This is a genomic window from Paenibacillus sp. EB106-06-01-XG199, from assembly GCF_058791575.1.
Genome location: NZ_JBYTDQ010000003.1, coordinates 194,368 through 216,529 on the forward strand (window position 1 = coordinate 194,368; position 22,162 = coordinate 216,529).

21 protein-coding genes are annotated in these 22,162 nt (G+C 52.2%); 3 read left to right on the forward strand and 18 right to left on the reverse strand.

The window, feature by feature from the left end; genetic code table 11:
• The first annotated feature begins 7 nt into the window (after positions 1–7).
• Positions 8–667, forward strand: coding sequence for a LysE family transporter (locus tag AC3WT9_RS11670; RefSeq protein WP_445744982.1), 660 nt, complete (start codon positions 8–10; stop codon positions 665–667).
• Here the strand turns inward: AC3WT9_RS11670 and AC3WT9_RS11675 are convergent.
• Together AC3WT9_RS11675 and bcbE are read right to left on the reverse strand one after the other, a co-directional pair.
• The gene (locus AC3WT9_RS11675) at positions 664–2,106 is read right to left on the reverse strand and encodes an amino acid permease (RefSeq protein ID WP_341094671.1); all 1,443 of its coding nucleotides are present in this window, start codon (positions 2,104–2,106) and stop codon (positions 664–666) included. The genes AC3WT9_RS11670 and AC3WT9_RS11675 overlap by 4 nt on opposite strands.
• Positions 2,107–2,176: 70 nt before the next feature.
• On the reverse strand, positions 2,177–3,418 hold the full coding sequence (bcbE, locus tag AC3WT9_RS11680) for a bacillibactin exporter BcbE (protein ID WP_341094673.1): 1,242 nt from the start codon (positions 3,416–3,418) through the stop codon (positions 2,177–2,179).
• Positions 3,419–3,602: 184 nt separating this feature from the next.
• Between bcbE and AC3WT9_RS11685 the strand changes: the two genes are divergently transcribed.
• Positions 3,603–4,457, forward strand: coding sequence for a manganese catalase family protein (locus tag AC3WT9_RS11685; protein WP_341094675.1), 855 nt, complete (start codon positions 3,603–3,605; stop codon positions 4,455–4,457).
• A 147-nt stretch (positions 4,458–4,604) separates the two neighbouring features.
• On the opposite strand, the gene sigF is transcribed toward AC3WT9_RS11685, so the two are convergent.
• From sigF to AC3WT9_RS11765, 16 genes are all read right to left on the reverse strand, one after another.
• The gene (sigF, locus tag AC3WT9_RS11690) at positions 4,605–5,360 is read right to left on the reverse strand and encodes an RNA polymerase sporulation sigma factor SigF (RefSeq protein WP_038594702.1); all 756 of its coding nucleotides are present in this window, start codon (positions 5,358–5,360) and stop codon (positions 4,605–4,607) included.
• Between the two features lie 11 nt (positions 5,361–5,371).
• The gene (gene spoIIAB, locus AC3WT9_RS11695; RefSeq protein ID WP_341094677.1) at positions 5,372–5,827 is read right to left on the reverse strand and encodes an anti-sigma F factor; all 456 of its coding nucleotides are present in this window, start codon (positions 5,825–5,827) and stop codon (positions 5,372–5,374) included.
• Complete coding sequence (spoIIAA, locus tag AC3WT9_RS11700) at positions 5,824–6,177, reverse strand: anti-sigma F factor antagonist (protein WP_038594706.1); 354 nt, start codon at positions 6,175–6,177, stop codon at positions 5,824–5,826. The genes spoIIAB and spoIIAA overlap by 4 nt, the downstream gene beginning before the upstream one ends.
• A gap of 174 nt (positions 6,178–6,351) precedes the next feature.
• Positions 6,352–7,566: a D-alanyl-D-alanine carboxypeptidase family protein gene (locus AC3WT9_RS11705; protein WP_445935342.1), complete on the reverse strand. Its 1,215-nt coding sequence runs from the start codon at positions 7,564–7,566 to the stop codon at positions 6,352–6,354.
• Positions 7,567–7,698: 132 nt separating this feature from the next.
• On the reverse strand, positions 7,699–8,661 hold the full coding sequence (locus tag AC3WT9_RS11710) for an ABC transporter ATP-binding protein (protein WP_341094679.1): 963 nt from the start codon (positions 8,659–8,661) through the stop codon (positions 7,699–7,701).
• On the reverse strand, positions 8,658–9,635 hold the full coding sequence (locus AC3WT9_RS11715; protein WP_341094681.1) for an ABC transporter ATP-binding protein: 978 nt from the start codon (positions 9,633–9,635) through the stop codon (positions 8,658–8,660). Before AC3WT9_RS11715 ends, AC3WT9_RS11710 begins: the two co-directional genes overlap by 4 nt.
• A 19-nt stretch (positions 9,636–9,654) precedes the next feature.
• Positions 9,655–10,941 (reverse strand): M20 family metallopeptidase, encoded by a 1,287-nt coding sequence (locus AC3WT9_RS11720; RefSeq protein WP_492407596.1) that lies wholly within the window; start codon positions 10,939–10,941, stop codon positions 9,655–9,657.
• A gap of 88 nt (positions 10,942–11,029) precedes the next feature.
• Entirely contained in the window at positions 11,030–12,631 is a 1,602-nt protein-coding gene (locus AC3WT9_RS11725) for an ABC transporter substrate-binding protein (protein WP_341379179.1), read from the reverse strand.
• A gap of 189 nt (positions 12,632–12,820) precedes the next feature.
• Complete coding sequence (locus tag AC3WT9_RS11730) at positions 12,821–13,720, reverse strand: ABC transporter permease (RefSeq protein WP_076108936.1); 900 nt, start codon at positions 13,718–13,720, stop codon at positions 12,821–12,823.
• Positions 13,721–13,749: 29 nt separating this feature from the next.
• Positions 13,750–14,760 carry an ABC transporter permease gene (locus AC3WT9_RS11735; protein WP_341094689.1) on the reverse strand — a complete coding sequence of 337 codons (1,011 nt, stop codon included), beginning with the start codon at positions 14,758–14,760 and terminating at the stop codon, positions 13,750–13,752.
• A 256-nt stretch (positions 14,761–15,016) separates the two neighbouring features.
• A complete protein-coding gene (locus AC3WT9_RS11740; RefSeq protein ID WP_341379182.1) occupies positions 15,017–16,543 on the reverse strand; it encodes a PucR family transcriptional regulator in 1,527 nt (508 codons plus the stop codon).
• A gap of 273 nt (positions 16,544–16,816) precedes the next feature.
• Entirely contained in the window at positions 16,817–17,227 is a 411-nt protein-coding gene (locus tag AC3WT9_RS11745) for a hypothetical protein (RefSeq protein WP_341094693.1), read from the reverse strand.
• 218 nt (positions 17,228–17,445) lie between these two features.
• Positions 17,446–18,099 (reverse strand): aspartate/glutamate racemase family protein, encoded by a 654-nt coding sequence (locus AC3WT9_RS11750; protein ID WP_341379183.1) that lies wholly within the window; start codon positions 18,097–18,099, stop codon positions 17,446–17,448.
• Between the two features lie 53 nt (positions 18,100–18,152).
• Positions 18,153–19,097: an aminopeptidase gene (locus AC3WT9_RS11755; RefSeq protein WP_341379184.1), complete on the reverse strand. Its 945-nt coding sequence runs from the start codon at positions 19,095–19,097 to the stop codon at positions 18,153–18,155.
• A 15-nt stretch (positions 19,098–19,112) separates the two neighbouring features.
• The gene (locus AC3WT9_RS11760) at positions 19,113–19,781 is read right to left on the reverse strand and encodes an AroM family protein (protein WP_341094699.1); all 669 of its coding nucleotides are present in this window, start codon (positions 19,779–19,781) and stop codon (positions 19,113–19,115) included.
• A gap of 60 nt (positions 19,782–19,841) precedes the next feature.
• Positions 19,842–20,792, reverse strand: a complete 951-nt coding sequence (locus tag AC3WT9_RS11765) for a DUF1177 domain-containing protein (protein WP_340897330.1) — start codon at positions 20,790–20,792, stop codon at positions 19,842–19,844.
• A 344-nt stretch (positions 20,793–21,136) separates the two neighbouring features.
• Between AC3WT9_RS11765 and AC3WT9_RS11770 the strand changes: the two genes are divergently transcribed.
• Entirely contained in the window at positions 21,137–22,159 is a 1,023-nt protein-coding gene (locus AC3WT9_RS11770) for a serine hydrolase domain-containing protein (RefSeq protein ID WP_341379185.1), read from the forward strand.
• Positions 22,160–22,162: the final 3 nt, after the last annotated feature.

The window sequence follows — 22,162 nt, forward strand, 5'->3', positions numbered from 1 at the left end:
TGCGAATATGCTTAACGTAAAGGGGGAGGTCAGCATTAATATATTTATAGGATATGTTTTTCTCGGATTATCGCTTTCGGCTCCTATCGGTCCCATTAATGCCGCGCAGCTGGACAAGGGTATTCGCGGAGGCTTCTGGCATGCCTGGGTGGTAGGCCTCGGGGCGATCAGCGCAGATATTATTTATATGCTGCTGGTCTATTTTGGAATTATACATTTGCTCGAAGCTCCGTTTGTTAAAGCCTTCCTATGGTTATTTGGTTTCTTTGTACTGGTCTATTCAGGTGTGGAGAGCATCAAAAATGCAGGTGTCATCTCAGCACCCGACATGAGAGGAAGGGAAGCTTCGCTGTACAGATCCTATTTGTCAGGTTTTCTAATGTCACTGTTCAATCCTTTATCTATTTTATTCTGGCTGGGCATTTACGGATCGGTCCTGGCCAAGGCGGCAAATGAATATCCCATGCAGCAGTTATTAGTGTATAGCGGGGCTATCGTAATCGGGATTCTCATTTGGGATGTTTCGATGGCTGCAGCCTCCAGTATCTTTCGAAGGCTGTTGACCGTGCAGGTCTTAAAGGGAATTTCCGTTGTGTCCGGCCTGTCGCTGGTTGGCTTTGGTTTGTATTTTGGGGTACAGGCTATCCAGCTGCTATTTTTCCACTAAAGCTTGCTCTTCCGCAGCCTGATGCCTTTGATCCGAAACTCAGGCCCACCCGGCAATGTTTCGTGTTCATTCATTCCCTTGTCTTCTGGAGGCTTGTGTCCAGCGGAAACAGCTGCATGTTTTTTCTTTACCCGCTGGACGATCCAATCACTGAGCGCGATCAGCGACAGAATCAGGAGACTGATGTAGAAGCCTGGACGGCTGAGTGCATGAAAAAGAGTGCCTGTAACCGCTATCCCGATAAGCAACAGCCCGGTCCATCGCTTAATTCCGCTTATTTTACTTGGTTTCAGCAGCCTGCCTGATGAGAGCAAAATAAAGGACCAGTTATACAGGATCATCAACCCTGCAGCGGTAGTGATATATTCATATACTTTCCCCGGCAGCAACAGTGACATCATAATGGCTCCAACTAGACCCGCAGAAATCAGACACAACGCAAAGAATGGATACTTATCCTTCCACTTTTTAGAGAACAAGCGGGGGGCGTCCCCTTCCTGCGCTAGGGTAATCATCATTGAAGTTATGGCGTAAAGCGATGCGGTCATCGTGGAGAAGCCGGCAATGATCAGCACTCCATTAAACAAATGAGGGACAAAAGCCAGATTGTCACTGCTGAGAGCAAGCACAAACGGGCTTTCTTTTGAATTAAAAGCCTTAAAGGGTACCATTGTTACAGCAAGCCCGATAGACAGGACATATACAGCAGCCAGCGCCAGCAGCATGACCTTTCCAGCTTTAGGTGCATCATCAGGCTTCTGGAGTCTGTAGGACATAATGCCAATTACCTCTATGCCGCCATAGGCATAAAAAGCAAAAATAAAGGCAGACCACAACCCTAAGCCCCCTGCCGGAAACAACGCAGAATAGCTAAGCGGAAGTTTGGGAGCATATTTGCCTCCGCCGATCCAGCCAGCCAGAAGAGCTGCTGCAATCACCAGGAACATTAGAATAGCCGCCACCTTGATGATAGCCAGCACATTTTCAACCCGATCAAACCCCTTATTACCAAAAAATACGATTAACAGGCTTACAGCACCAAACCCGGCTGCAAAGACCCACATCGGCACGGCAGGGAACCAGAAGCGTGAAAAAATGGACAATGCTGTTAGCTGGCTCCCCATAATCAATAGCTCCGAGAACCAGTACATCCAGCCACTGCCGAACCCTGCCCAGCTTCCGAATGCCTTTTTGGCATAGGACCGAAAGGAACCCTGCTCCGGGTGCTGTGCCGTCATTCGCGCCAGGGCATCAAATACGACATAGGTTCCAACAGCTGCCAGAATATAAGCAAGCAGCACCGCAGGGCCCCCGGTGGAGATCGCCAGACCAGAGCCAAGATAGTAACCGGTGCCTATAGTCCCTGCGACTCCCAATAAGCTTAATTGCCACCATTTCAGTTTTTTTTCCTCTTTGGTCTTGCTGGAAGTTTGGTTCATGTATTACGTCCTCATCACTTTTGGAATTTGAGATTTCTTTTCCTTCTAGAGTTCCCTGCGCAGTTTAATTTCATGAAAATTTGTTTTGTCTCTGCTTATTTTTTCCGCCATCACCTTTGCTTGGAGTAACTGCAAACAATGACAGTAGTCCGCCAACTGCCCCTACCGCTGCCATAGTACCGAATAAGACCCAATGCCCTCTATTCATCAGCAAGGATACTACTGGCGGCCCTGCCGCAACTCCGATGAACCTCATACTGCTGTATAAGGAAGTAATGGTGCCGCGCTTCTCCTTCTCAATCCCTTCCGTGATCAGCGCATCCATACAAGGCAATGCCATACCAATCCCTATTCCGCTTAAACTAAGAAAACCCACCATAAAATAAATATTCCGGCTAAATCCTGTAGTAAGCATTGCAGCCGTGAGCAAAACCATGCCGCTAAAGCCCAGCCATTTCATTAGCGTCTTGTTTTGTCCGATAATTTTCCCCGTCCCATAAGAAGCCAGACACAGCAGTGCAAGTGGTATCGCCAATACAAATCCCTTTGAAGCACCATATAAGTTATATTCGGATTCCAAGGTCTCAGACAAATAGAACAATACTCCGAAGGTTGCAAACATACATATTCCGCCGATGGCAAATATCGCATAGAGCCAGCGGCCCTTCTCATGGAGTATATCTTTGATTGCCGACAAAAACTGACTCAGCTTCATTTTTTCAGACCGCTCCTCTGCCTCTGGCTTTTTCACCAGGAGCACAACCAGCACAAATGAAACCAGACAAAGAATAGGAATGGCTATAAAGGGAGCATACCAAAGTAAAGTTCCCAGATAAGCTCCAAGGATCGGGCTTAACACCTTTCCGAAGGTGTTGGAGGTCTCAATCACTCCCAGGCCTTTGCTAACCTCTTTCTCATCCTTGAACAGATCCCCCACAAAAGGAAGCACAATTGGGAATGCGCCTGCTGCACCAATCCCCTGCAATAGGCGCCCCCCCAGTATGACCCAGTAAGCACTTATTCCAGCCATGAACCATGCAGCGGCTACGCAAACTGATCCCCCCAAGGCAGCTATAATGAGGCTGGGTAAAATAACGATTTTTCTTCCGTAGCGGTCTGATAAATAGCCGGCAACCGGAATCATCAGTATGGCTATAAGGCCATAAACCGTGATGATCATGCTCACTTGAAATGCGTTGATATTAAGCTCCTTTGATATTTGCGGCAGAATAGGCAACAGCATGGAATTTCCGAGTGTCATAATTAGCGGAATGGAAGCTAGTGCAACCAGTGCCGCTTTTTTTCCTTTCATGCACGAACCACCTTTTTATATTCACATATCGCTTATTGTGGTTTAAACGGACATAATTATACGTTTGATTTCATCGGAAACAGTTGTTCCGGGTTACTTCCTTTCAGCCAGGTGCATAAACAAGCAGGCTGAAGAGGAAACTAGACGGGAAAATATCAAATCAGATATAAGGAGGACCTTCAATTTGTATTTCTATAAAGAAGGGTTGATTAATGGCATCATCGTCGATAAGCCCGATCCCGCTGCCGCTAAAGTACTTCAGGAAATATTGGGCGGCCATTACGGAGAGATGCGTACAATGATGCAGTATTTCTTTCAAAGCAGCAATTTTCGCGGGAAAGAACTACAGTTTCGCGATTTGCTCCGCGGGGTATTTCTGGAGGAAATTGCTCATGTGGATCTGGTCCAGCATACTATTAACCAGTTGCTAAACGGGTCGGGTGAAGAGCAGGCTGGAAATGGGGGGAAAGATGGGGCTCCTTTGGACGAAGCTGTGAAATATGCAAATCCCCATCATTTTATTGTGGGCGCACAAGCCTCCTTGCCTGTGGATGCCCTGGGCAATCCTTGGCTAGGAAACTACGTCTACAGCCATGGAAATCTGATTAGTGATCTTCTGAATAATGTCGTGCTGGAATCGACGGGGGTGCTGCAGAAGACCCGAATTTATGAGATGAGCTCAAACAAAACGTTCCGCGAAACACTGGCCTTCCTGATCGTACGCGATAATGCCCATCAAAACGCGTTCGCTAAGGCGCTTGAGACTCTTGGCGTCAATTGGGGAAACATATTCCCTGTTCCGAACTATGACATCAATAAGTACCCGGAATGCCGTAAATTCGTAGACATGGGTTACCATAACATTCAATTTAACTTTAGCTTGGATCCGTCAAGAATGGCGGAAATATTCCAAGGTACTTCTCCTAGCCGCAACAAAGGGAACCTTGAAGTAGTTGCTCCTCCAGAGGGTTTCCCTGTGCCGGTTATGCCTGAAATGCCTAACGAACATAGCCCTGGGATACAGGATATGCATATGTAATCCCACTCTCCACTTATTAACCATAAAGTACAGTACAATCAAGGGGCTGGTCCACAAAAAAGCCGCCTCTCCCGAGGCGGCCCCTTCTTCTTGCTCATACACCCTGGATTTCACCCGTCACATTCACTGCCCATACTTATCCTTGGTTCACTGCGCAATCTGCTCGCGGATGTTCGCTAGGATTTTCTTCTCCAGCCTCGACACCTGGACCTGCGAAATGCCAAGCCGGCTGGCGACTTCGGATTGCGTCTGGTCGCGGTAGTAGCGCAGATAGACGATCAGGCGCTCGCGTTCGGTCAAGGCCCCAATGGCCTCATTCAGCGCAAGCTTGTCGAACCAGCGCTCCTGCGTTTCGTCAGCGATCTGGTCGATCAGGGTGATCGGGTCGCCGTCGTTCTCGAAGACAGTCTCGTGGATCGAGGTCGGCGGCTTGTTGGCCTCCTGGGCGAAGACGATTTCTTCAGGCGTCACGCCCAGCGCCTCCGCGACCTCGCCGATGGTCGGCAGGCGGTCCAATGTCTTGGACATTTCATCCTTCATCTTGCGTACCTTGTTCGCCATCTCCTTCAGCGAACGGCTGACCTTCAGGGTGCCGTCGTCGCGCAGGAAACGCTGGATCTCGCCGATGATCATCGGCACCGCGTAGGTGGAGAACTTGACCTCATAGCTGAGGTCGAATTTATCTACGGACTTCAGCAGTCCGATACAGCCGATCTGGAACAAATCATCAGGCTCATACCCGCGGTTCATAAACCGCTGCACCACCGACCAGACGAGGCGGATATTGCAGCTTACTAGCGTGTCGCGGGCCAGATTATCTCCAGCCTGACTGAGCGCGATAAGACGTTTGACCTCCGCATCGTCCAAATAGGTCGGCGGAGCTTTTTTTGACTCTGCATCCATGGCTCCAACCCCTAATTGTATAAAGCTTTTTTCGAGACGATGGTTTTCTTCATTGAGATGGAAGTACCGCGCCCCGGTTCACTTGTAACTTCGAACTCGTCCATGAAATTCTCCATAATCGTAAAACCCATACCCGACCGCTCCAGCTCCGGCTTGGAGGTGTACAGCGGCTGCTGCGCCAGCTCCAAATCCTCAATCCCGCGTCCCTGATCCTCTATGGTCAGACGCACGGTTTCGTTCTCAATCGATGCGGAGATGCTGACAATCCCTTCCGGGTCACTGTCATATCCGTGAATAATGCAGTTGGTCACTGCCTCCGAAACGACCGTCTTCAGATCATTCAGCTCTTCCATTGTGGGATCGAGCCGGGAGACAAAGGCTGCCACTACTACACGCGCGAACGATTCGTTCTCCGACAGGGCAGCAAACTGCACACTCATGAAGTTACCAGCTTCACTCTTTGTCATAACGCAACCTCCAAATCCGAGAGTGCAGCGCTCTCGTCGTCATATAGGGACATGATTTTGAACAGGCCCGACATTTCCAGCAGCCGCTTCACAGGTGCGGTGGCATCGCAGACTGCCATTTTGCCGCCTTTGCTGCGAATCAGCTTGTACCTCCCGAGAATGACTCCTAAGCCCGAGCTGTCCATAAACTGCAGGTCCTTCAGGCTGAGGATCATATGCTCGACCTGGCCGCGCATAATCGCTTCATCCATTTCCATACGTACATAATCGGCTGCGTGATGGTCCAGCTCTCCAAACAAACGGACAATCAGCACACCCCGGTGATGCTCCATCTCCACATGAGAATTCATTGCCTGCCACTCTCCTCTTCGTTGCTTTCAAAACCGCCCTGAAACTAAATGTTTTCCCCTTCAAGGACAAGGTTTTCTACATGGCAATTGAGGATTCCTGCCCCACGACAAAACTAGAAGAAAACCCCTATGAATCTACAGGAGACTCATGAGCAATCTACAAAATACCAGAAATTAATCAATCGTGAACAGCGAACCCGTCGTCCGCTTGAACAGCTTCCACCAGCCTGCCTTCGCCACATCTTCCCCTGCCTTGAGCTCATATTCCTTAATTACATTCGTCCCTTGATAAACTACCAGTTTGCCTATGATCTGATCAGCAGCTACAGGAGCTTTGAGGTTTGCCGGCAGTACCAGCTCATGGCGGATGCCTTCCTGTGTGACGCCTTTCTTCAGCAGGACACTGTAGGTTTCCTCCGCGGTCAGCGGCAGCTCCGTTTTCACACCCTTCTCAATCTTTAGGGTGCCGATAGCGTCGCCTTTTTTGTGAATAGTGTGCATTTTATATTGGGAAAAGAGATAATCGAACATCCCCGACACTTCTCTGTTGCGCGTCTTAGTGTTCGGTTCGCCCAGCACGACCGCAACAGCACGCAGTCCGTCTCTGGCCGCAGTCGCAGACAGGCAGAACTTGGCTTCGGAGGTATAACCCGTTTTCAGTCCGTCGGCTCCTGTATAGAAACGGACCAGCTTGTTCGTATTCACCAGCCAGAACGGCTTGGCCGAATCCTTTCGCAGATAATCCTGGTAGGAGCCGGTATATTTGATGATCCGCTCATGCTTCAGCAGCTCCCGGCTGATTACGGCAATGTCATGCGCCGAAGAATAATGATTCTGCGCCGGCAGACCGTTGCAGTTGGCGAAATGGGTGTCCTTCAGTCCCAGCGCTTCAGCTTTGCTGTTCATCAGATCCACAAATGCAGTCTCGGAACCGGCGATTTTCTCCGCCATTGCCACCGAAGCATCGTTGCCTGAGGCCATTGCGATGCCCTTCAGCATCTCGTCCACTGTCATTTCTTCACCGGGCTCCAGAAAAATCTGCGAGCCGCCCATGGATGCCGCGTATTCACTGGTCCGTACCTTATCGGTCAATTGCAGTTTCCCTTCGTCAAGCGCCTCGACGGTGAGCAGCATTGTCATAATTTTCGTAATGCTTGCCGGAGGCAGCTTATCATGGCTGTTCTTCTCATAGATTACCGTGCCGGTGTCCGCATCCATCAGGATGGCGGAACGCGCACCCGGCGCAAGGTCAACGGCGGCAGTACTGCCGGTACCTTTGGCTTTTTCCTCCGCATACGCCCCTGAGGACGCTCCCAGAACCGATACAGCAATACACAGCACTAACATAACATAACGTATTCTTCTCACAATGGTTCCCCTCCTGAACATTAACCTTCAATTCATAGGTACTGTGTTCCAGTTTGGGCAGAAAGGGTGAAAATTATTCCATTTACCAGCAAAATGCTCTATAAAATAAAGGCCACCCGCATCCGGATGGCCTCATTATCTTGCTCTATGCAGTTAATACAAGTGGCAGGAAACCTGATGCCCTGATTCCAGCTCGCGCAGCACCGGTTCTTCAGTCCGGCATCTGTCCATTGCATGGGGACAGCGGGGATGGAAGGCACAGCCGCTTGGCGGAGTTTCCGGGTTCGGAACATCTCCGCTCAGGACAATGCGCTGCTGCTTCAGGGCCGGATTTGGCACCGGTACTGCGGACATCAGCGCTTGTGTATACGGATGGAGCGGCTTCGCGAATAACACCTTTGTAGGCGCAAGCTCAACGATCCGCCCCAGGTACATGACGGCCACACGGTCGCTGATAAATTTCACGACCGACAGGTCATGGGAGATGAACATATAGGTCAGTCCATATTGCTCCTGCAGATCCTGCATCAGATTCAGCACCTGGGCCTGGATCGATACATCCAATGCAGATACCGGCTCGTCGCAGACGATGAACTTGGGGTTCAGTGCCAGCGCCCGGGCGATTCCGATCCGCTGCCGCTGGCCTCCGGAGAATTCATGCGGAAAACGGTGCGCCTGATAAGGGGAGAGTCCGACAACCTCCATCAAGTGTTCGACCCGGCTCTTCAGTTCATTTCCTGCCGCCTGTTCATGTGTGCGCATGGGCTCCTCCAGGATACGCTGCACGGTCCAGCGCGGATCCAGCGAAGCATACGGGTCCTGGAACACCATCTGCATATCGGTGCGGAAGCGGCGCAGCTGCTCGGTACCCAGGCTGCGCACATCCGTGCCGTTGAAGAGGATCTCGCCCTCACTTGGTTCGATCAGGCGCAGGATGGCCCGCCCTGTAGTAGACTTGCCGCAGCCGGACTCTCCCACTACGGCTAGGGTCTCTCCTTGTTCTACCGATAACGTAATGCCGTCAACGGCTTTCACGGCACCTACTTGCTTGGAGAAGAACCCTTTGCGGATCGGATAATGTTTCTTAAGATTGCGGACTTCCAGAATTGTACTCATGATATTTCCTCCTGCTGCAGCAGACATCGGCAAGTGTGTCCCGGCTGAATCTCAAGCAGCTCCGGGCGTTCTTCATAGCAGCGCTGAACCACCATCGGGCAACGGGGAGCGAACCGGCAGCCTGACGGCAGGCTGGCCGGGTTCGGCACCTGACCCGGAATTGAGCTCAGACGGTCATTGTCTCCCGCGAGCTGAGGCAGCGATGCCAGCAGCCCTTGGGTATACGGATGCAGCGGATTATTATAGAGCGTCGCCACATCTGTTTCTTCCACAATCTGTCCTGCATACATAATGACCACTCTGTCGCACATCTCTGCAACCACCCCAAGATCATGGGTTATCATCAGAATGGACATGCCCTCGTTTTTCTGTAAATCGCGCATAAGGTCGAGAATCTGGGCCTGGATCGTGACGTCCAGTGCCGTTGTCGGCTCGTCTGCAATCAGCAGCTGAGGGTTACAGACCATCGCCATGGCGATCATCACGCGCTGGCGCATACCGCCGGAGAGCTGATGGGCATACTGCTCGGCAATCTTCTCTGGACGGGGAATGCCGACCTTTCGCAGCATCTCAACCGCACGCTCATTCGCTTCCTTCTTCCCCAGCTTGAGGTGAAAGCGGGCAGATTCGGAAATCTGCCGCCCGATCTTGAATACCGGATTGAGCGAGGTCATCGGCTCCTGAAAAATCATCGCAATCCGGTTGCCCCGGATATTGCGCACTTCCTTCGCCGGCATTTCCAGCATATTCTTGCCTTCAAAACGGATTTGCCCGGCGGCGATCCGGCTGATCCGCTTGGGCAGGAGCTGCATGATCGACAGCGAGGTTATGCTTTTGCCGCAGCCGGATTCACCGACAATGCCCAGCGTCTCACCTTTGCGCACTGACAGACTGATGCCGTCCACCGCGCGGACAGTGCCCGCAGCGCTTACGAATTCGGTGCATAATCCCGATACTTCCAGCAGTTCTGTCATCTTTTCCCCTCCGTTACGTTTATCTTTGCGTGTCTTCCTCCACACCCAGGTATTTAAGCGCAGTCAAGGCATAAACCTTGGCGCATTGAATGATCTGCCAGACTGGTGCTTTTTCATTGAAATTATGAATGGTGGACAGCTCGGCAGGTCCGTATTGCAGCACCGGAATGTTATGTGTCCGGAAATGGCGCGCATCGCTGGATGCCCATTGAAGCACACCGTAAGCCTCTTCTCCGCTCACTTCGCAAATGCTCTCAACGAGATCGCTGACGACCGGCTCCTCCGGGGAGGTCCAGTTCGCATTTCCATGAAAGCCGAAGCCCTTGACCTCGGACTCAATGCCTGCCTCAAGCAGCAGGGAACGGGCACGGTCAAGCACATCGCGGTAATCAACGCCGAAAGGCACCCGCGAATCCACCTGAATGGTGCAGCGGTCGGCAACTACGTTGACCTTCGTACCGCCCTGAATGGTTCCGATATTCACGGTAACATGGTCGAACACCTGGTAGGCGACCGTACCGTACTCTTCGCGCTTCTTCACATAATCCTGGGAGATACGAATAATTTCTTTGACCTCCTCCGGAATATCCGGCTTGATATCCCATAGGCGCTGCAAGGCCTCAATACCTTTGGCCGCTTTGACGATTGCACTTTCACCAACCACTGGGGAGAGACTGCCATGTCCCGGCGTGCCTTCCACTGTGAATTCAAACCAGCAGCTGCCCTTCTGGCCGATCGTCGGATTCAGCGGGCCGGAGGGCTCAGCAATAACTGCTGCTGTCCCGGAAATCAGCCCGCGCTCCAGCACCCAGGGCACGCCCAGGTGGCCGCCCGTTTCTTCATCCGGCACGATAAGCAGGGACAGATCGCCTTTGAGCGGCACGCCCAGCTTCGACAGCAGGGCCACGGCATAGATCAGTCCGGCAAGACCCGCCTTCATATCGGATGCGCCTCTGCCAAGCATGTATCCGTCGACAATATCCCCGCAGAAGGGATCAAAATCCCAGCGGGACAGATCACCAGCCGGAACCACATCGGTATGTCCGCAGAAAATCAACTTTTTATCGGAAGGCTGTTCAGCTGCTGTTGTCAATGTGGATACGAGATTCAGCATCTTTTCAGTGGCCGGGTAAATGGTCGTGTTCACTCCCGCCTGCTTCAGATAATCGATAATAAAGGCGCTGATCTCACGCGAATCGCCCGGGGGATTCTCCGAAGGATAACGGATCAACTGTGAGCACAGCTCCAGCAGCTGATCCTGCCCTTCGTCGATTGCATTCAGCACTTCGCTTGTCCAGTCTGTCATTGGTAGTGGCCTCCCTATAGCTCCCATGAATTTGTGAAAAAAGAGGGACCGCAGCCTCATGGCCCGTCCGCTCTTTGTAAGTCGAATTTTATTCCTTCACCGACAATGGATAGAATCGGATGACCTCATCCGGGTAGAACGCATAGCCGCTGATCTTGTTGCTCATGCCAACGATGCGGTTGTATTCGTAAAGGTACGCCCATGGCGCTTCTGTTGTAATAATTTCCTGTGCCTGCTGGTACAGCTCATTGCGTTTGGCTTGATCCGTCTCCGTATTGGCTTGTTCCCACAGCTTGTCTACTTCGGCATTCTGATAGTTGTTGTAGTTGGAGGAACCTTTGCCATACATCAGGAAACCAAGATGATAGCCGGGATCATTGACAAAAGAAGTCCATTTAGAAATATAAGCGGTCAGGTTCTTTGTTTTCTGCTGTTCCAGGAACTGGGCGCGTGCCAGCTTGTTGATGTTCATAGTGACGCCGATTTTGGCAAGCTCAGCCTGAATCAGTACGGCATCATCTTCCCAGTCGTCAAAACCGGAGCCCAGGGTGAAGTCAAATTTAAACCCGTTCTCATAACCGGCTTCCTTCAGCAATTCCTTCGCTTTATCCAGGTTATGCTCGTAGACGTAGCCTGCATCGGTGAAGCCCGGAGTATTGCTGGCCACGGCGCTCTTCATCTGATTCGCCTGGCCGTACATGACGCCGCTCAGCAGTTCATCATAAGGAATGGCATAATTAATCGCCTGGCGGACCTTCTCGTTGTCAAAAGGCTTCACTTTACTGTTCATCGCAAAGTAGAGAATCCGGTTGCTCGCGTTGGAGGCAACGGTCAGGGCGGTGTTGCTCTTCAGGGAGGATACATCCTTAGGCGGAATCTCAATCGCCATGTCTACATCACCTTTATCCAGCAGCAGCACCCGGTTGGAGGCTTCCTTGGTGAACTTCAGGGTCACCTTGCCAAGTTTCGCAGCACCCTGCCAGTAGTCTTCGTTAGGTGTGAACACTGCTTCCGTAGCCGGGTCCCATTTCTCCAGCTTGAACGGGCCGGAGCCGGCGGCATGGGTCTTGAGATAATCGGCACCTTGTGCTTCTACCGTCTTCTGATCGACGATCGAGAAGGTGTACATGGCCAGTATTTGCAGGAAATTATGATTGGCATTAGTCAGGGTGATTTCAACTGTAGCATCATCTACGGCGGTTACGGTTTTGATCGCAGCCATCCCATAGAGAAAACTGCCGGAACTGGACTTGGCAACACGGTCAAAGGAATACACAACCGATGCTGCATCCACGGGATTGCCGCTCTGGAATTTCACTCCGGGCGTCAGCTTGAAGGTATAGACAGTATTGTCGCTTGAGGCTTCCCAGCTCTCGGCAAGCATGGGCTGAATATCTTCAGTGTTGGCGATATTTGCGCCATTTTCGGTCTTAACTCCGTAGGTAACCAGCTGATCGTATGCGGCAAGTACCAGTGTATCGGAGGTCAGGTCATTCGCTTCCGCCGGGTCCAGTGTGGTGCCGCCCTCGGAATAAGCTACGGTCAGGAATGGTTTGGCAGCAGCCGTCTCTTCTGTGGTTCCCGATACCGCTGGTGAGGCAGCCGGTGTTTGCGGATTGGCGCTGGTTGCACAACCAGCCAGCATAATTGAAAAAGCGATGAATGTGGACAGCAGCTTGACTCTTTTCATCAGTAATTCCTCCCTTTTCTATATCCTGCCTGCTAACAACATATTGCTGCTTGTGATCATGCTCCGTGAGGGGCTGGATCTGCTTCCGAGGGTCTCACCTGTCTGCAGCAGCCCTCCCGGCAGACACTAATCTATATTTATCGGGCAACCTGCGGATGTGCAGCGGGACTTCCCTGCCTGCACTCCGCTCTATTTGCCCGACCGCAACCGTGGATCAAGAACATCCCGTAATCCGTCGCCGAGCAGATTAAAGCCCAGAATCGAAGTGGCGATGGACAATCCAGGAAAAGTGACCAACCACCATTGACCGGAAATGATGTATTCCCTGCCCTCTGAGATCATCGCCCCCCACTCGGCAATCGGAGGTTTGACTCCAAGGCCGAGAAAGCTGAGACTTGATGCCGTCAGGATGGCGAAGCCCATTCCGAGGGTAGCCTGTACCATCAGCGGGGCCAGTGCATTGGGCAAAATGTGGCGGTATAGGATCACTGAATTTTTCACACCGATTGCCCGGCTGGCTTCAACATACTCCTTCTCGCGGAGGGAGACGGTCTGGCCGAACATCAGCCGCGCGAACTCCGGAATACCAACGATTCCTACAGCGATCATTGCACTGGTTAAGCCTGCCCCGATGGAAGCGGCAATTGCCATGGACAACACCAGTGAAGGGAAGGATAACAGGACATCCATCAAGCGCATTATGACCGTTCCGGTCTTTCCGCCGTAGTAAGCAGCAATTCCGCCCAGCGGTACGCCGATAAGAAAAGAAATCGCCACGGCGATCAGACCGGTCCAGATACTGATCCTTGCTCCGTACAGCACCCGGCTGAGAATATCCCGGCCGAAGTTGTCCGTTCCGAACCAGTGGCTTCCTGAAGGGGCCTGCAGTTTATTCGCCATATCTGTAATGTAAGGATCATGCGGAGCAATCCAGGGTGCAATGATGGCAATCACCGTCCAGATCAGAATAAAGATGAGGCCGATGGCAGCCAGACGGTTATGCAGAAGCAGCGTCAGTAATGTTTTGGGTTTCGGCGCAGCTGCGGGTTTGGCAGGGTTGCCCTGTGCTGAATGTGCTGCAGTGCTCAACAGAAATCTCCTCCTCTCCAAAAAGCTGTTTATTCATAGCGGATACGCGGATCAATCAGACCGTATATCAGATCTACTGCCAGGTTAATGCCGCAATAGAGAATCGCACTCACTAGGGTAAACGCCTGAATCGGCGCATAATCCGCGGCCAGTATGGAATCTGTGACATACCCGCCGATGCCCGGCCAGGAGAAGATCGTCTCAGTGATGACCGCACCGCCCATCAGATAGCCAAACTGCAGTCCTAGCACAGTAAGTGTAGGAATGAGGGCATTCACAAGTGCATGCTTATAAATTACGGCTGACTCCCGCAGACCTTTGGCCCGGGCGGTGCGCACGAAGTCCTGATCGACTACCTCCAGCATGCTCGAACGGGTCATGCGGGCTACAATGGCCATTGTGCCTGTGCTCAGGCAGATTGCCGGAAGCAGCAGGTGGGCCAGGCTGCTTTTCAAAGCGGCGGTATCACCCGAGAGAAGACTGTCCAGCACGTACAAACCCGTAATGTGGACCGGCGGATTCAGATCACCGCTGATTCGCCCCATCGGTGCCGGAGCCCAGCCAAGGATCGAATAAAAAATATAAATGAACATCAGACCGAGCCAGAAGATCGGCACGCAAGCGCCTATCAGCGAGAATACACGCGAAATATGGTCGAGGATGGATTCCTTGCGGGTCGCAGCAACAATTCCTACGGGAATCGCCACCAGAATCGCGATCAGTATGCTGGTCAAGGTCAGCTCAACGGTGGCCGGAAACCGTGAGGACAAATCACTGGCTACCGAATGCCCCGTATGATAGGCATAGCCGATATTCCCTTGAAACAGCTGCCCGATGTAGCTAAAGAACTGAACGTAAAGCGGCTTGTCCAGCCCCATGTCCTGGCGGATCTTGTTCACAATTTCCTCCGGGGCCTGTTCACCGGCCAGCATAATTGCGGGATCACCCGGCAGTACCCTGGACAGAATGAATGTGATGACGATGATACCAAGCAAGGCCGGAATCATCTGCGTAAGTCTTTTTAATGTGTAAGCAAACAATGAATCAACCCCCTTACGGCTTCTGTTGCAATCCAGGCGGTGAGCCCTTTCTTTGGCAGAACCTGCGGTTCCATGTCAGGTACTGTGCTGTTTCTTTATTCTCTTTAGTAGTTGAGCTAATTCTACATACAATTTCATGTCCACTCTACGTCCCGTTTAGCTAAAAAAAAGCACAACCGTTTGTCGGTTGTGCACTATTACCGCCTCTAAATGTCACTTTACCTAACATTAACTTCCGTAAAAATTCCAGCACGCCCTATTTTTCCTGCAGGTAATAGTAAATCAGGCACAAATGGCAGACAAATTGCTCACGCGGATCATTTAGATCGAACCCTGTAATATCACGGATCCGCTCCAGCCGGTACTTCACTGAATTGCGGTGTATGTAGAGACTGCTGGCCGTGTCAATCAGACTCCCCCGGTGCTCCAGATAATGATAAAATGTCAACAGCATGTTGCTGTCATGCTCCTGGTCATATCGCAGCAGCTTGCCCAGCTTGCGCTCGAACAACACCTCGAAGCCCTGCCCGCTTAACCCCTCCAGCAGATGGTAGACCTCCATCTCCTCGTATTGGGTGACTGCACCAGCCCCCTGGCCCAGACGTTTGGAGACCGACAGCGCTTTGCGCGCTTCATTATAGCTGGTGTGGATATTCCACAAATCCTCCGGGGTACCGATACCGGTCCGGTAGGCGCTAAGACCTTCGCTTTTGTCATGCAGCCAGCTTTCCAGCGTTGCCGCCCATGGTTCCTCCCCGCCTGCAGCTCCCGTAAATTTACGGCCTTCCGGTGTCGGCAAGAACAACACAGCCCGGCTTGAGCGGTATTCCACATGGGGAGTCACTCCGCGCTTGCGCGCTTCACGGTCCAGCAGCCGGTTCACGGTCTCCTCACTAGGAGCGGTCTCACCTTCAATGACGGCAACCTCCCATTTATGTTCAGGATTCATACCAAGCTGACGTGCCCGCCGCTCCACTTCATGCCTTGAAGGCAGCGGAGGCGTCAGCAGCTCGTCGATGAAATTGCCGCGCAAGCGAAACTCGGTATCCTCGGCTACCTTTCTCCGCATCAGCTCAAGGGCAAACACCAGCCTGGCCTGCTCGATCCCCACTTCCTCCATATCATCCAGCTTCTCCTTGTCTACCAGCAGCCTGGCCACCGTCCGCTTGTCCACATTAATGTTCCAGTTCAGCGGCGAAGTCTTCTGTGACCAGTCAAAATTGGAGGGTGAGGAAACTATAATACTGCGCTGCGTATCCACCAGTGCGACAGGCGCTTTTAGAAAGTCGGCCACATTATCGCTCACCGCCTGAATTCCGCTGTTCTCCAGCACCATCGTTGTGAGTGTGCGGTAGACCTCTTCTGCCCGGCGCAGCAGCATAGCCTGACGGCCCAGCAGCAGCTCCATCACCGGCTGGGTAATGTTCGTATAAGGGATTTCAGGCGGAATCTCGACGATCGGCAGCCCGCAGGCATTGCTCGCTTCAATCGCCGCTTGAGGAATTTCCTTCAGGAACCGGGCTGGTTTTATCGCCAGCGCAGCTGCCCCCAGCTTGTCCAGTGTGTATACCAGCTCAGTCAGCAGTGAAGGGTCATGACGGATCGAATAGGCCGTAGTGAGCAGCATGACGCCTTCACTAATCCAACCCTTCAGGTCGGGAACCTCCATAATATCTACAAAGCGGACAATCCGGTCCAGCCCCTGTCCACCGCTGACTACGGTGGCTGTGCCGAGTATCGGCAGCTGCAGCAGCTCTCTCAACGTAATTCCTCGTGTGCTCAATATTCCTTCCTCCCTCCGCTGTCTACAGTATTTCAAGTTTTCCTGAGATATGCCATAGTCTGGCGTTCCCGATAGTTTATCAGAATTCGCCTGCGAACCACAGGGCAAATATTTCAAATTGCAGATAACAACTACATCCTGCAGTAAAACTTTCTGGAGAAAATCGCTGAAGTAGAGACATCCCGCAAACTACATTGTAGCGGTGATTTACCCGGACACCAGCGCTGTTAGTTCGATCCCCCCAATTTCGGCAATCTGCGGACATCACAGTGGCTATTGCAATTGTATGAAATTGCCGGCAATTTGCCGTTTCTCCAAGGAATTACGCGACCGTGGTCCGCATGTAATGTGGAAACCAGATGCACTTTTACCTCTCATTCCGCCATGCAGCACGTTTACAGCGAAATCAGATGCACTTTTACCTCTCATACTGCCATGCAGCACACTTACGGCGAAATCAGATGTACTTTTACCTCTCATACTGTCATGCAGCACGTTTACGGCAATATCAAATGTACTTTTACTTCTCATACTGTCATGCAGCACATTTGCGGCGAAACCAGATGCACTTTTACCTCTCATACTGCCATGCAGCACACTTACGGCGAAATCAGATGTACTTTTACTTCTCATACTGTCATGCAGCACGTTTACGGCAATATCAGATGCACTTTTACTTCTCATACTGTCATGCAGCACGTTTGCGGCGAAATCAGATGTACTTTTACATCTTATTCCACCATCTGTTCCACCACATTACGCGATCGAGACTCCGCTCCTGTGTTTCATCAAGCCTTCGAGTGATCCACAAAAAAACGTCCTCGCCGGACCGATAGTCCGGAAGAACGTTTCACTTGAGTGTGGATAGCTGTCTGCCCAGCAAATCAGCCGTAGACAAAGGCTTAGCGGCTGACAAGCCCGGGCAGAGAAGCAGCCGAAGCCGCTGCGGCACCCAGTGAGAGAATCGGGTCGAGCGCACGGATTCCAAGCTTCTCTTCCAGTTCAGCAGCCAAACCGATCGTTGCAAATCCGGTACAGGCCAGCACAATCGCTTCTGCTCCGCGCTCAACGAGCCTTGCCGCTCCGGCTAGGGCTCCGGCACGTCCCGCAGGCGTGTTCAGATCAAGCGTCGTTGTTACACCGTCGGGGCGATCCATTCCGAGATAGGCGTCCCCGAGGATGCTTCGAATGAAGAGGGGCACCTCAGTCAGGATCGTCAGAACGCCAACTCGGCTGCTGAAGGCCAGCGCCATATGCGCTGCGCAGGACCCGGCACCGAGTACAGGAATCCGTACTGCAGCCCTCGCTTCCAGCAGCGCCGGATCCGCCGCGCAGCTGATGCCGATCACCGTACATCCGCTTGCTTCAAGCTCCCGTGCAAGTTCAATGATTTTCGGTACGGATTCCGCTTCCGTCAGGGCATCGTAGACGCCTTGAGGCTGATCCTGAATGCAGCGGCTTATGACCGGCAGACCATAGCGGCGTTCTATCAGCTCACCGTGCAGATGTATGGAGCCCTCTTCTTGAAGTGTTATTACACGTATGATTCCCAGCATCCGTATCCCTCCCATTCAGGTTGCTTGTAACGACCGCTTAGGTACTTGCAAGACTAGAGCAATTCCCCGGCGCGCATAATGATTTTGTTATCAATATACACATCCGGCTTCATCACTACGGCATCTATATGTACACCTGCCGCAACAATGCCGCCAAAGGTGTTATTGCTGCCAAAGGCTACATGAATGGTCCCGTAGACCTTCTCATCCTCAAGCACCACACCAGTAATTCTCGCCTTATTATTCGTGCCAATGCCGAACTCACCCAGGAGCCGGCCATCGCCTGCTCCCAGCATCCCCAGCAGCTTGTCTCCGCCTTCTCCTTCAGCTGCTGTAAGCCGGCCCTGCTCCACCGTCAGCACCATTGGACTGGCCAAGGCGCCAATACCGGCTATGGACCCGTCTACTTTAATCCGTCCTGCGGCAGTGCCTTCAAGCGGTGCTATATAAGCTTCGCCCGAAGGCAAATTCCCGGATTCCCCAGGATTCAGGTATAGCCCGGTACTCAGAACTCCGTCCCGCCCTTCTATGGAAAAGGAGAGGCTTAGCCCGTCCTTCTCCACACGCACCTCACGACCTGCGGACAGAAGCAGGGCAACTTGTTCCGTCAACGACTTCACCTGTCCATAGTCTGCCGTAATGGCTCCATGGCTGAACATGTCGTCCGTCATACCCGGCATGGTCGCTACCCGGGTTCCCGCTGTAGCAGCCTGCTTGCGGGCCGCTGTATGTGTCATGGAGTGTTTCGTAATACACACCGCCACATCCGCTTTGGCCATCGCCTCCGCAATCGGAGCAGGCGGTTCTTCACCGGACTTGCTCCGTTCCTGCATGATCAGCAGCACCGACTCGGCTCCAAGTCTTTTGCCGGCCTTGTAGACGGATTCGGCAAGCTCCCGCTTGTCATCGTCCGCCACTACGGCCAGCAGTTCACCGCTGCTGAGTCCCAGGCAATCCTTCAGGACATTCATACTGATTATTATCCGCTCTTCACTCATATTCGTTCCTCCTGATTACACCATTTCCGCCATCAGTTTCCCTATGAGGGCATTTGACAGTACGGCTGGCACTCCTGCTGAGGCCGCCCATATTCTATGCTGCTCCACATAACCCATGCAGTCAAGCACAATCACATCCGCCTGGTCTTTCAGCCGGCTCGCTGCGGCGCGGAATTCCGCTTCAGTACCGGTATATGGGGAGACAGCAGCAAAAGGAAGGGTTGTCCCCGGCCCCGCAAATTTCTCAACCATATTCTCTTCCTGCTCAGGCAACGGGCCGATCAGCCCCAACCGGCGCTTGCCAATCATTGCCTGCACTACCGGTGGTATAATCCGGTCCGGCTCAAGCAAATGGGCACGATTCGTGTGCAGCTCAGGAAACACACCGGTGCAGAGCAGCAGAATCAGGCGGATTCCAGCAGCCTCCATGGCATCAATTTTTCCCTGCAGCACCGTCTTTATCCTTTCGCGGGAGATAATCGCCGCAGTACCATCCGCCATCCGGGTCGTCAGAACATATTCTCCTTCTTGCGGACTGTAGTATTCGCGAACCTGCGCCGGGGTGAATCCATCCAGTACCCCCGACTGCAGCAGCTCCGCACGGCCCTCCAAATATTTCTCTATAATCGGCGCCACATCGGATCTGGGGGACTGTCCAATCGTGATCAATCCAATTTTTTTCAATTTGCTTCCTCCTAGATATTCATGGAGTTTCACTTCAGTACAATCGCTATAAACCCGGGTTTAACGGGAGGTTACAGCCGGTTTGCCCAGTGTCTGCAATACACTCATCGTGCCGTACAATTCTGTAATGCGGTCAAATTCCGCTTCGTTATAGAACGAGCATGATCCCCCGGTCACTTCTTTGGCGGTTTCAATTGCAAAACGTACTGCGGAAGCAATATCAACCTCGTGGCTCGCCCCGGTGCCGCAGCCGGGAACCATGGACTGAGCAGTTATCGCCAGACCTACAACCGGAGCATTCGTTGCAACGGCAGGCTGAAGAATCGAGTTAATATGATAGAGACCGTTCCCGTAAGGCGTAATATCCTGGGTCGTCACCGGAAAAGTAACCGGAAACTGGCCAGTCGTCATTTCCAGAATACGCAGCAGGTCCTCGCTCACCCGCAGGATGTAGCCTTCCTTGACCGTTGGCGAAATTGCAATGCCTTTGTGGTTGACCACCCGGTTGCCTTTAGTGGTATCAATGGACAGAACCGCTTCCATTTCCGGCAGCACCTCATGTTCATTCATCTGCAGAATATCGACCGGGGAATCCATGAAATCCACCGGTTCATGCGGCAGCGTCGGAGCATCCGGGCAAATATGGGTCGTTACCAGCACATCTCCTTTGAGCACATCCCCTTGGGTCTGCATATGGGCCAATTTAAGTGCTGAAGCAATAGCAGCAACTGCGCCGTCCGCATCGGAGACAATCCCGATCCGGCTGGGACGGGCGCCGATTCCGCCAAGTCTGCCCACAATTCCGAAGGTCGGCGCCGTGCCGCCCGCCAGCTTTCCGTTGCTGCCCGGGATTGAGATTTTGACGAATTCCGTGCTGCCCTTTTCACCCTCAACCTTATGGACGTCTACCTTCACTGCCGGATAAGCTGCAAACAGCTGCCTGACCTGTTCACCGTTAGCATAAGCGCTGTCCAGTGTGTTCAATACCGTTATCGTTTGATGAAGTGCCATTATAATTCCTCCTCGGATGTGCTGACTCGCGGATTTGATAATCTGTAGAAACGCTAACGGCATTTCATGAAAAAGCAGCCAACCGCCGCCAGTCTGTACAAAACTTTTATTGTAAGGTTAGAGTTTATAGTATCTTAAATTCCAAAACGTCCACAATGTACCGCCCTGCCAAAACTGATGTGCTTTTCTTGTCCTTTGCAGATAAACCTTACGCAGCACGTACAGTCTTCAGTCGTTATTCCAATTCTCGCCTCATAAATAAGGATCAAATAAAGGAAACTTGTATCTTTCAGGCGAATTTCTTAGCTAAGCTACTAACAATGAACTGAATCGGAGGAGCCACCATGAAGCTTGAATATCTGCAGCATAAGCTCGGCGCTGAAGCTGAGACCGAAAGATTCTCTGGAGCAGTTTTGGTCAACAAACAGAGCCACACCCTGGCCGCTTCTTACGGCAGTGCCAACATTTCAGAGGAGCGGCTAAATCTTCCGGACACCCGCTTTGGCATCGCCTCCGGCTGCAAGCTGTTTACGGCGATTGCTGTCTGCCAGTTGGTGGAACAGGGGAAGCTTGCTTTCAGCAGCAAGGTGCTGGATGTGCTGAATGGAAAAGAGTTTGCCCGGTTCAGCCATGACATGACCGTTCATCACCTGCTGACGCATAGCTCGGGTATTGCGGATTACTTTGATGAAGAAATCATGGATGATTACGCGGCGTTGTGGCTGAACCAGCCCATGTACCTGCTGCGCAAGCTCCAGGATTTCGTGCCGATGTTCTCGCAGCATCCGATGAAATTCACACCGGGAGAAAGATTTCACTACAACAATGCCGGATACATCATGCTTGGCCTGCTGGTTGAGAAGATTAGCGGGATGCCCTTTACGGATTACGTGGAGCAGCATATTTTTTCGCCTTGCGGAATGAAGCATTCCGGGTATTTCGCACTAGATGCGCTTCCAGCCAATACCGCCGTGGGATATATCGAAGAAGCGGATGGAAACTGGGTCACCAACATCTATTCCATTCCCGTAAAAGGAGGCGCTGACGGCGGCGCTTTCGTCACCGCGCCGGATATGCAGCGGCTATGGCAGGGACTGCTTGATCATACGCTGCTAAATCCGGAGCTGACGGCCCTGCTGCTTACTCCGCATATTCATGATGACAATGAGGAGTACTACGGTTACGGAGTATGGATCACCAAGCGAAACGGCGAAGCACTGAAATACCATCTGATGGGGTATGATCCCGGGGTGTCCTTCCACTCCGCCTTCTATCCTGCAAGCGGAGCAACCGTTGTTGTCCTGTGTAACAAAAGCCGGGGAGCCTACCCTATCCTGAAGGTGGTAGAGGAATGGCTGCTGCAGTAATTC

Coding starts and splice junctions, on each gene's coding strand:
- spoIIAB (WP_341094677.1), bottom strand. CDS start 5,827: ATGACAAAGAGTGAAGCTGGTAACTTCATGAGTGTGCAGTTTGCTGCC.
- bcbE (WP_341094673.1), bottom strand. CDS start 3,418: ATGAAAGGAAAAAAAGCGGCACTGGTTGCACTAGCTTCCATTCCGCTA.
- AC3WT9_RS11710 (WP_341094679.1), bottom strand. CDS start 8,661: ATGAGTACAATTCTGGAAGTCCGCAATCTTAAGAAACATTATCCGATC.
- AC3WT9_RS11715 (WP_341094681.1), bottom strand. CDS start 9,635: ATGACAGAACTGCTGGAAGTATCGGGATTATGCACCGAATTCGTAAGC.
- AC3WT9_RS11675 (WP_341094671.1), bottom strand. CDS start 2,106: ATGAACCAAACTTCCAGCAAGACCAAAGAGGAAAAAAAACTGAAATGG.
- AC3WT9_RS11745 (WP_341094693.1), bottom strand. CDS start 17,227: ATGAGAAGTAAAAGTGCATCTGATATTGCCGTAAACGTGCTGCATGAC.
- AC3WT9_RS11755 (WP_341379184.1), bottom strand. CDS start 19,097: ATGAGTGAAGAGCGGATAATAATCAGTATGAATGTCCTGAAGGATTGC.
- AC3WT9_RS11720 (WP_492407596.1), bottom strand. CDS start 10,941: ATGACAGACTGGACAAGCGAAGTGCTGAATGCAATCGACGAAGGGCAG.
- sigF (WP_038594702.1), bottom strand. CDS start 5,360: ATGGATGCAGAGTCAAAAAAAGCTCCGCCGACCTATTTGGACGATGCG.
- AC3WT9_RS11705 (WP_445935342.1), bottom strand. CDS start 7,566: ATGTTCAGGAGGGGAACCATTGTGAGAAGAATACGTTATGTTATGTTA.
- AC3WT9_RS11765 (WP_340897330.1), bottom strand. CDS start 20,792: ATGGCACTTCATCAAACGATAACGGTATTGAACACACTGGACAGCGCT.
- AC3WT9_RS11750 (WP_341379183.1), bottom strand. CDS start 18,099: ATGCTGGGAATCATACGTGTAATAACACTTCAAGAAGAGGGCTCCATA.
- spoIIAA (WP_038594706.1), bottom strand. CDS start 6,177: ATGAATTCTCATGTGGAGATGGAGCATCACCGGGGTGTGCTGATTGTC.
- AC3WT9_RS11725 (WP_341379179.1), bottom strand. CDS start 12,631: ATGAAAAGAGTCAAGCTGCTGTCCACATTCATCGCTTTTTCAATTATG.
- AC3WT9_RS11670 (WP_445744982.1), top strand. CDS start 8: ATGCTTAACGTAAAGGGGGAGGTCAGCATTAATATATTTATAGGATAT.
- AC3WT9_RS11770 (WP_341379185.1), top strand. CDS start 21,137: ATGAAGCTTGAATATCTGCAGCATAAGCTCGGCGCTGAAGCTGAGACC.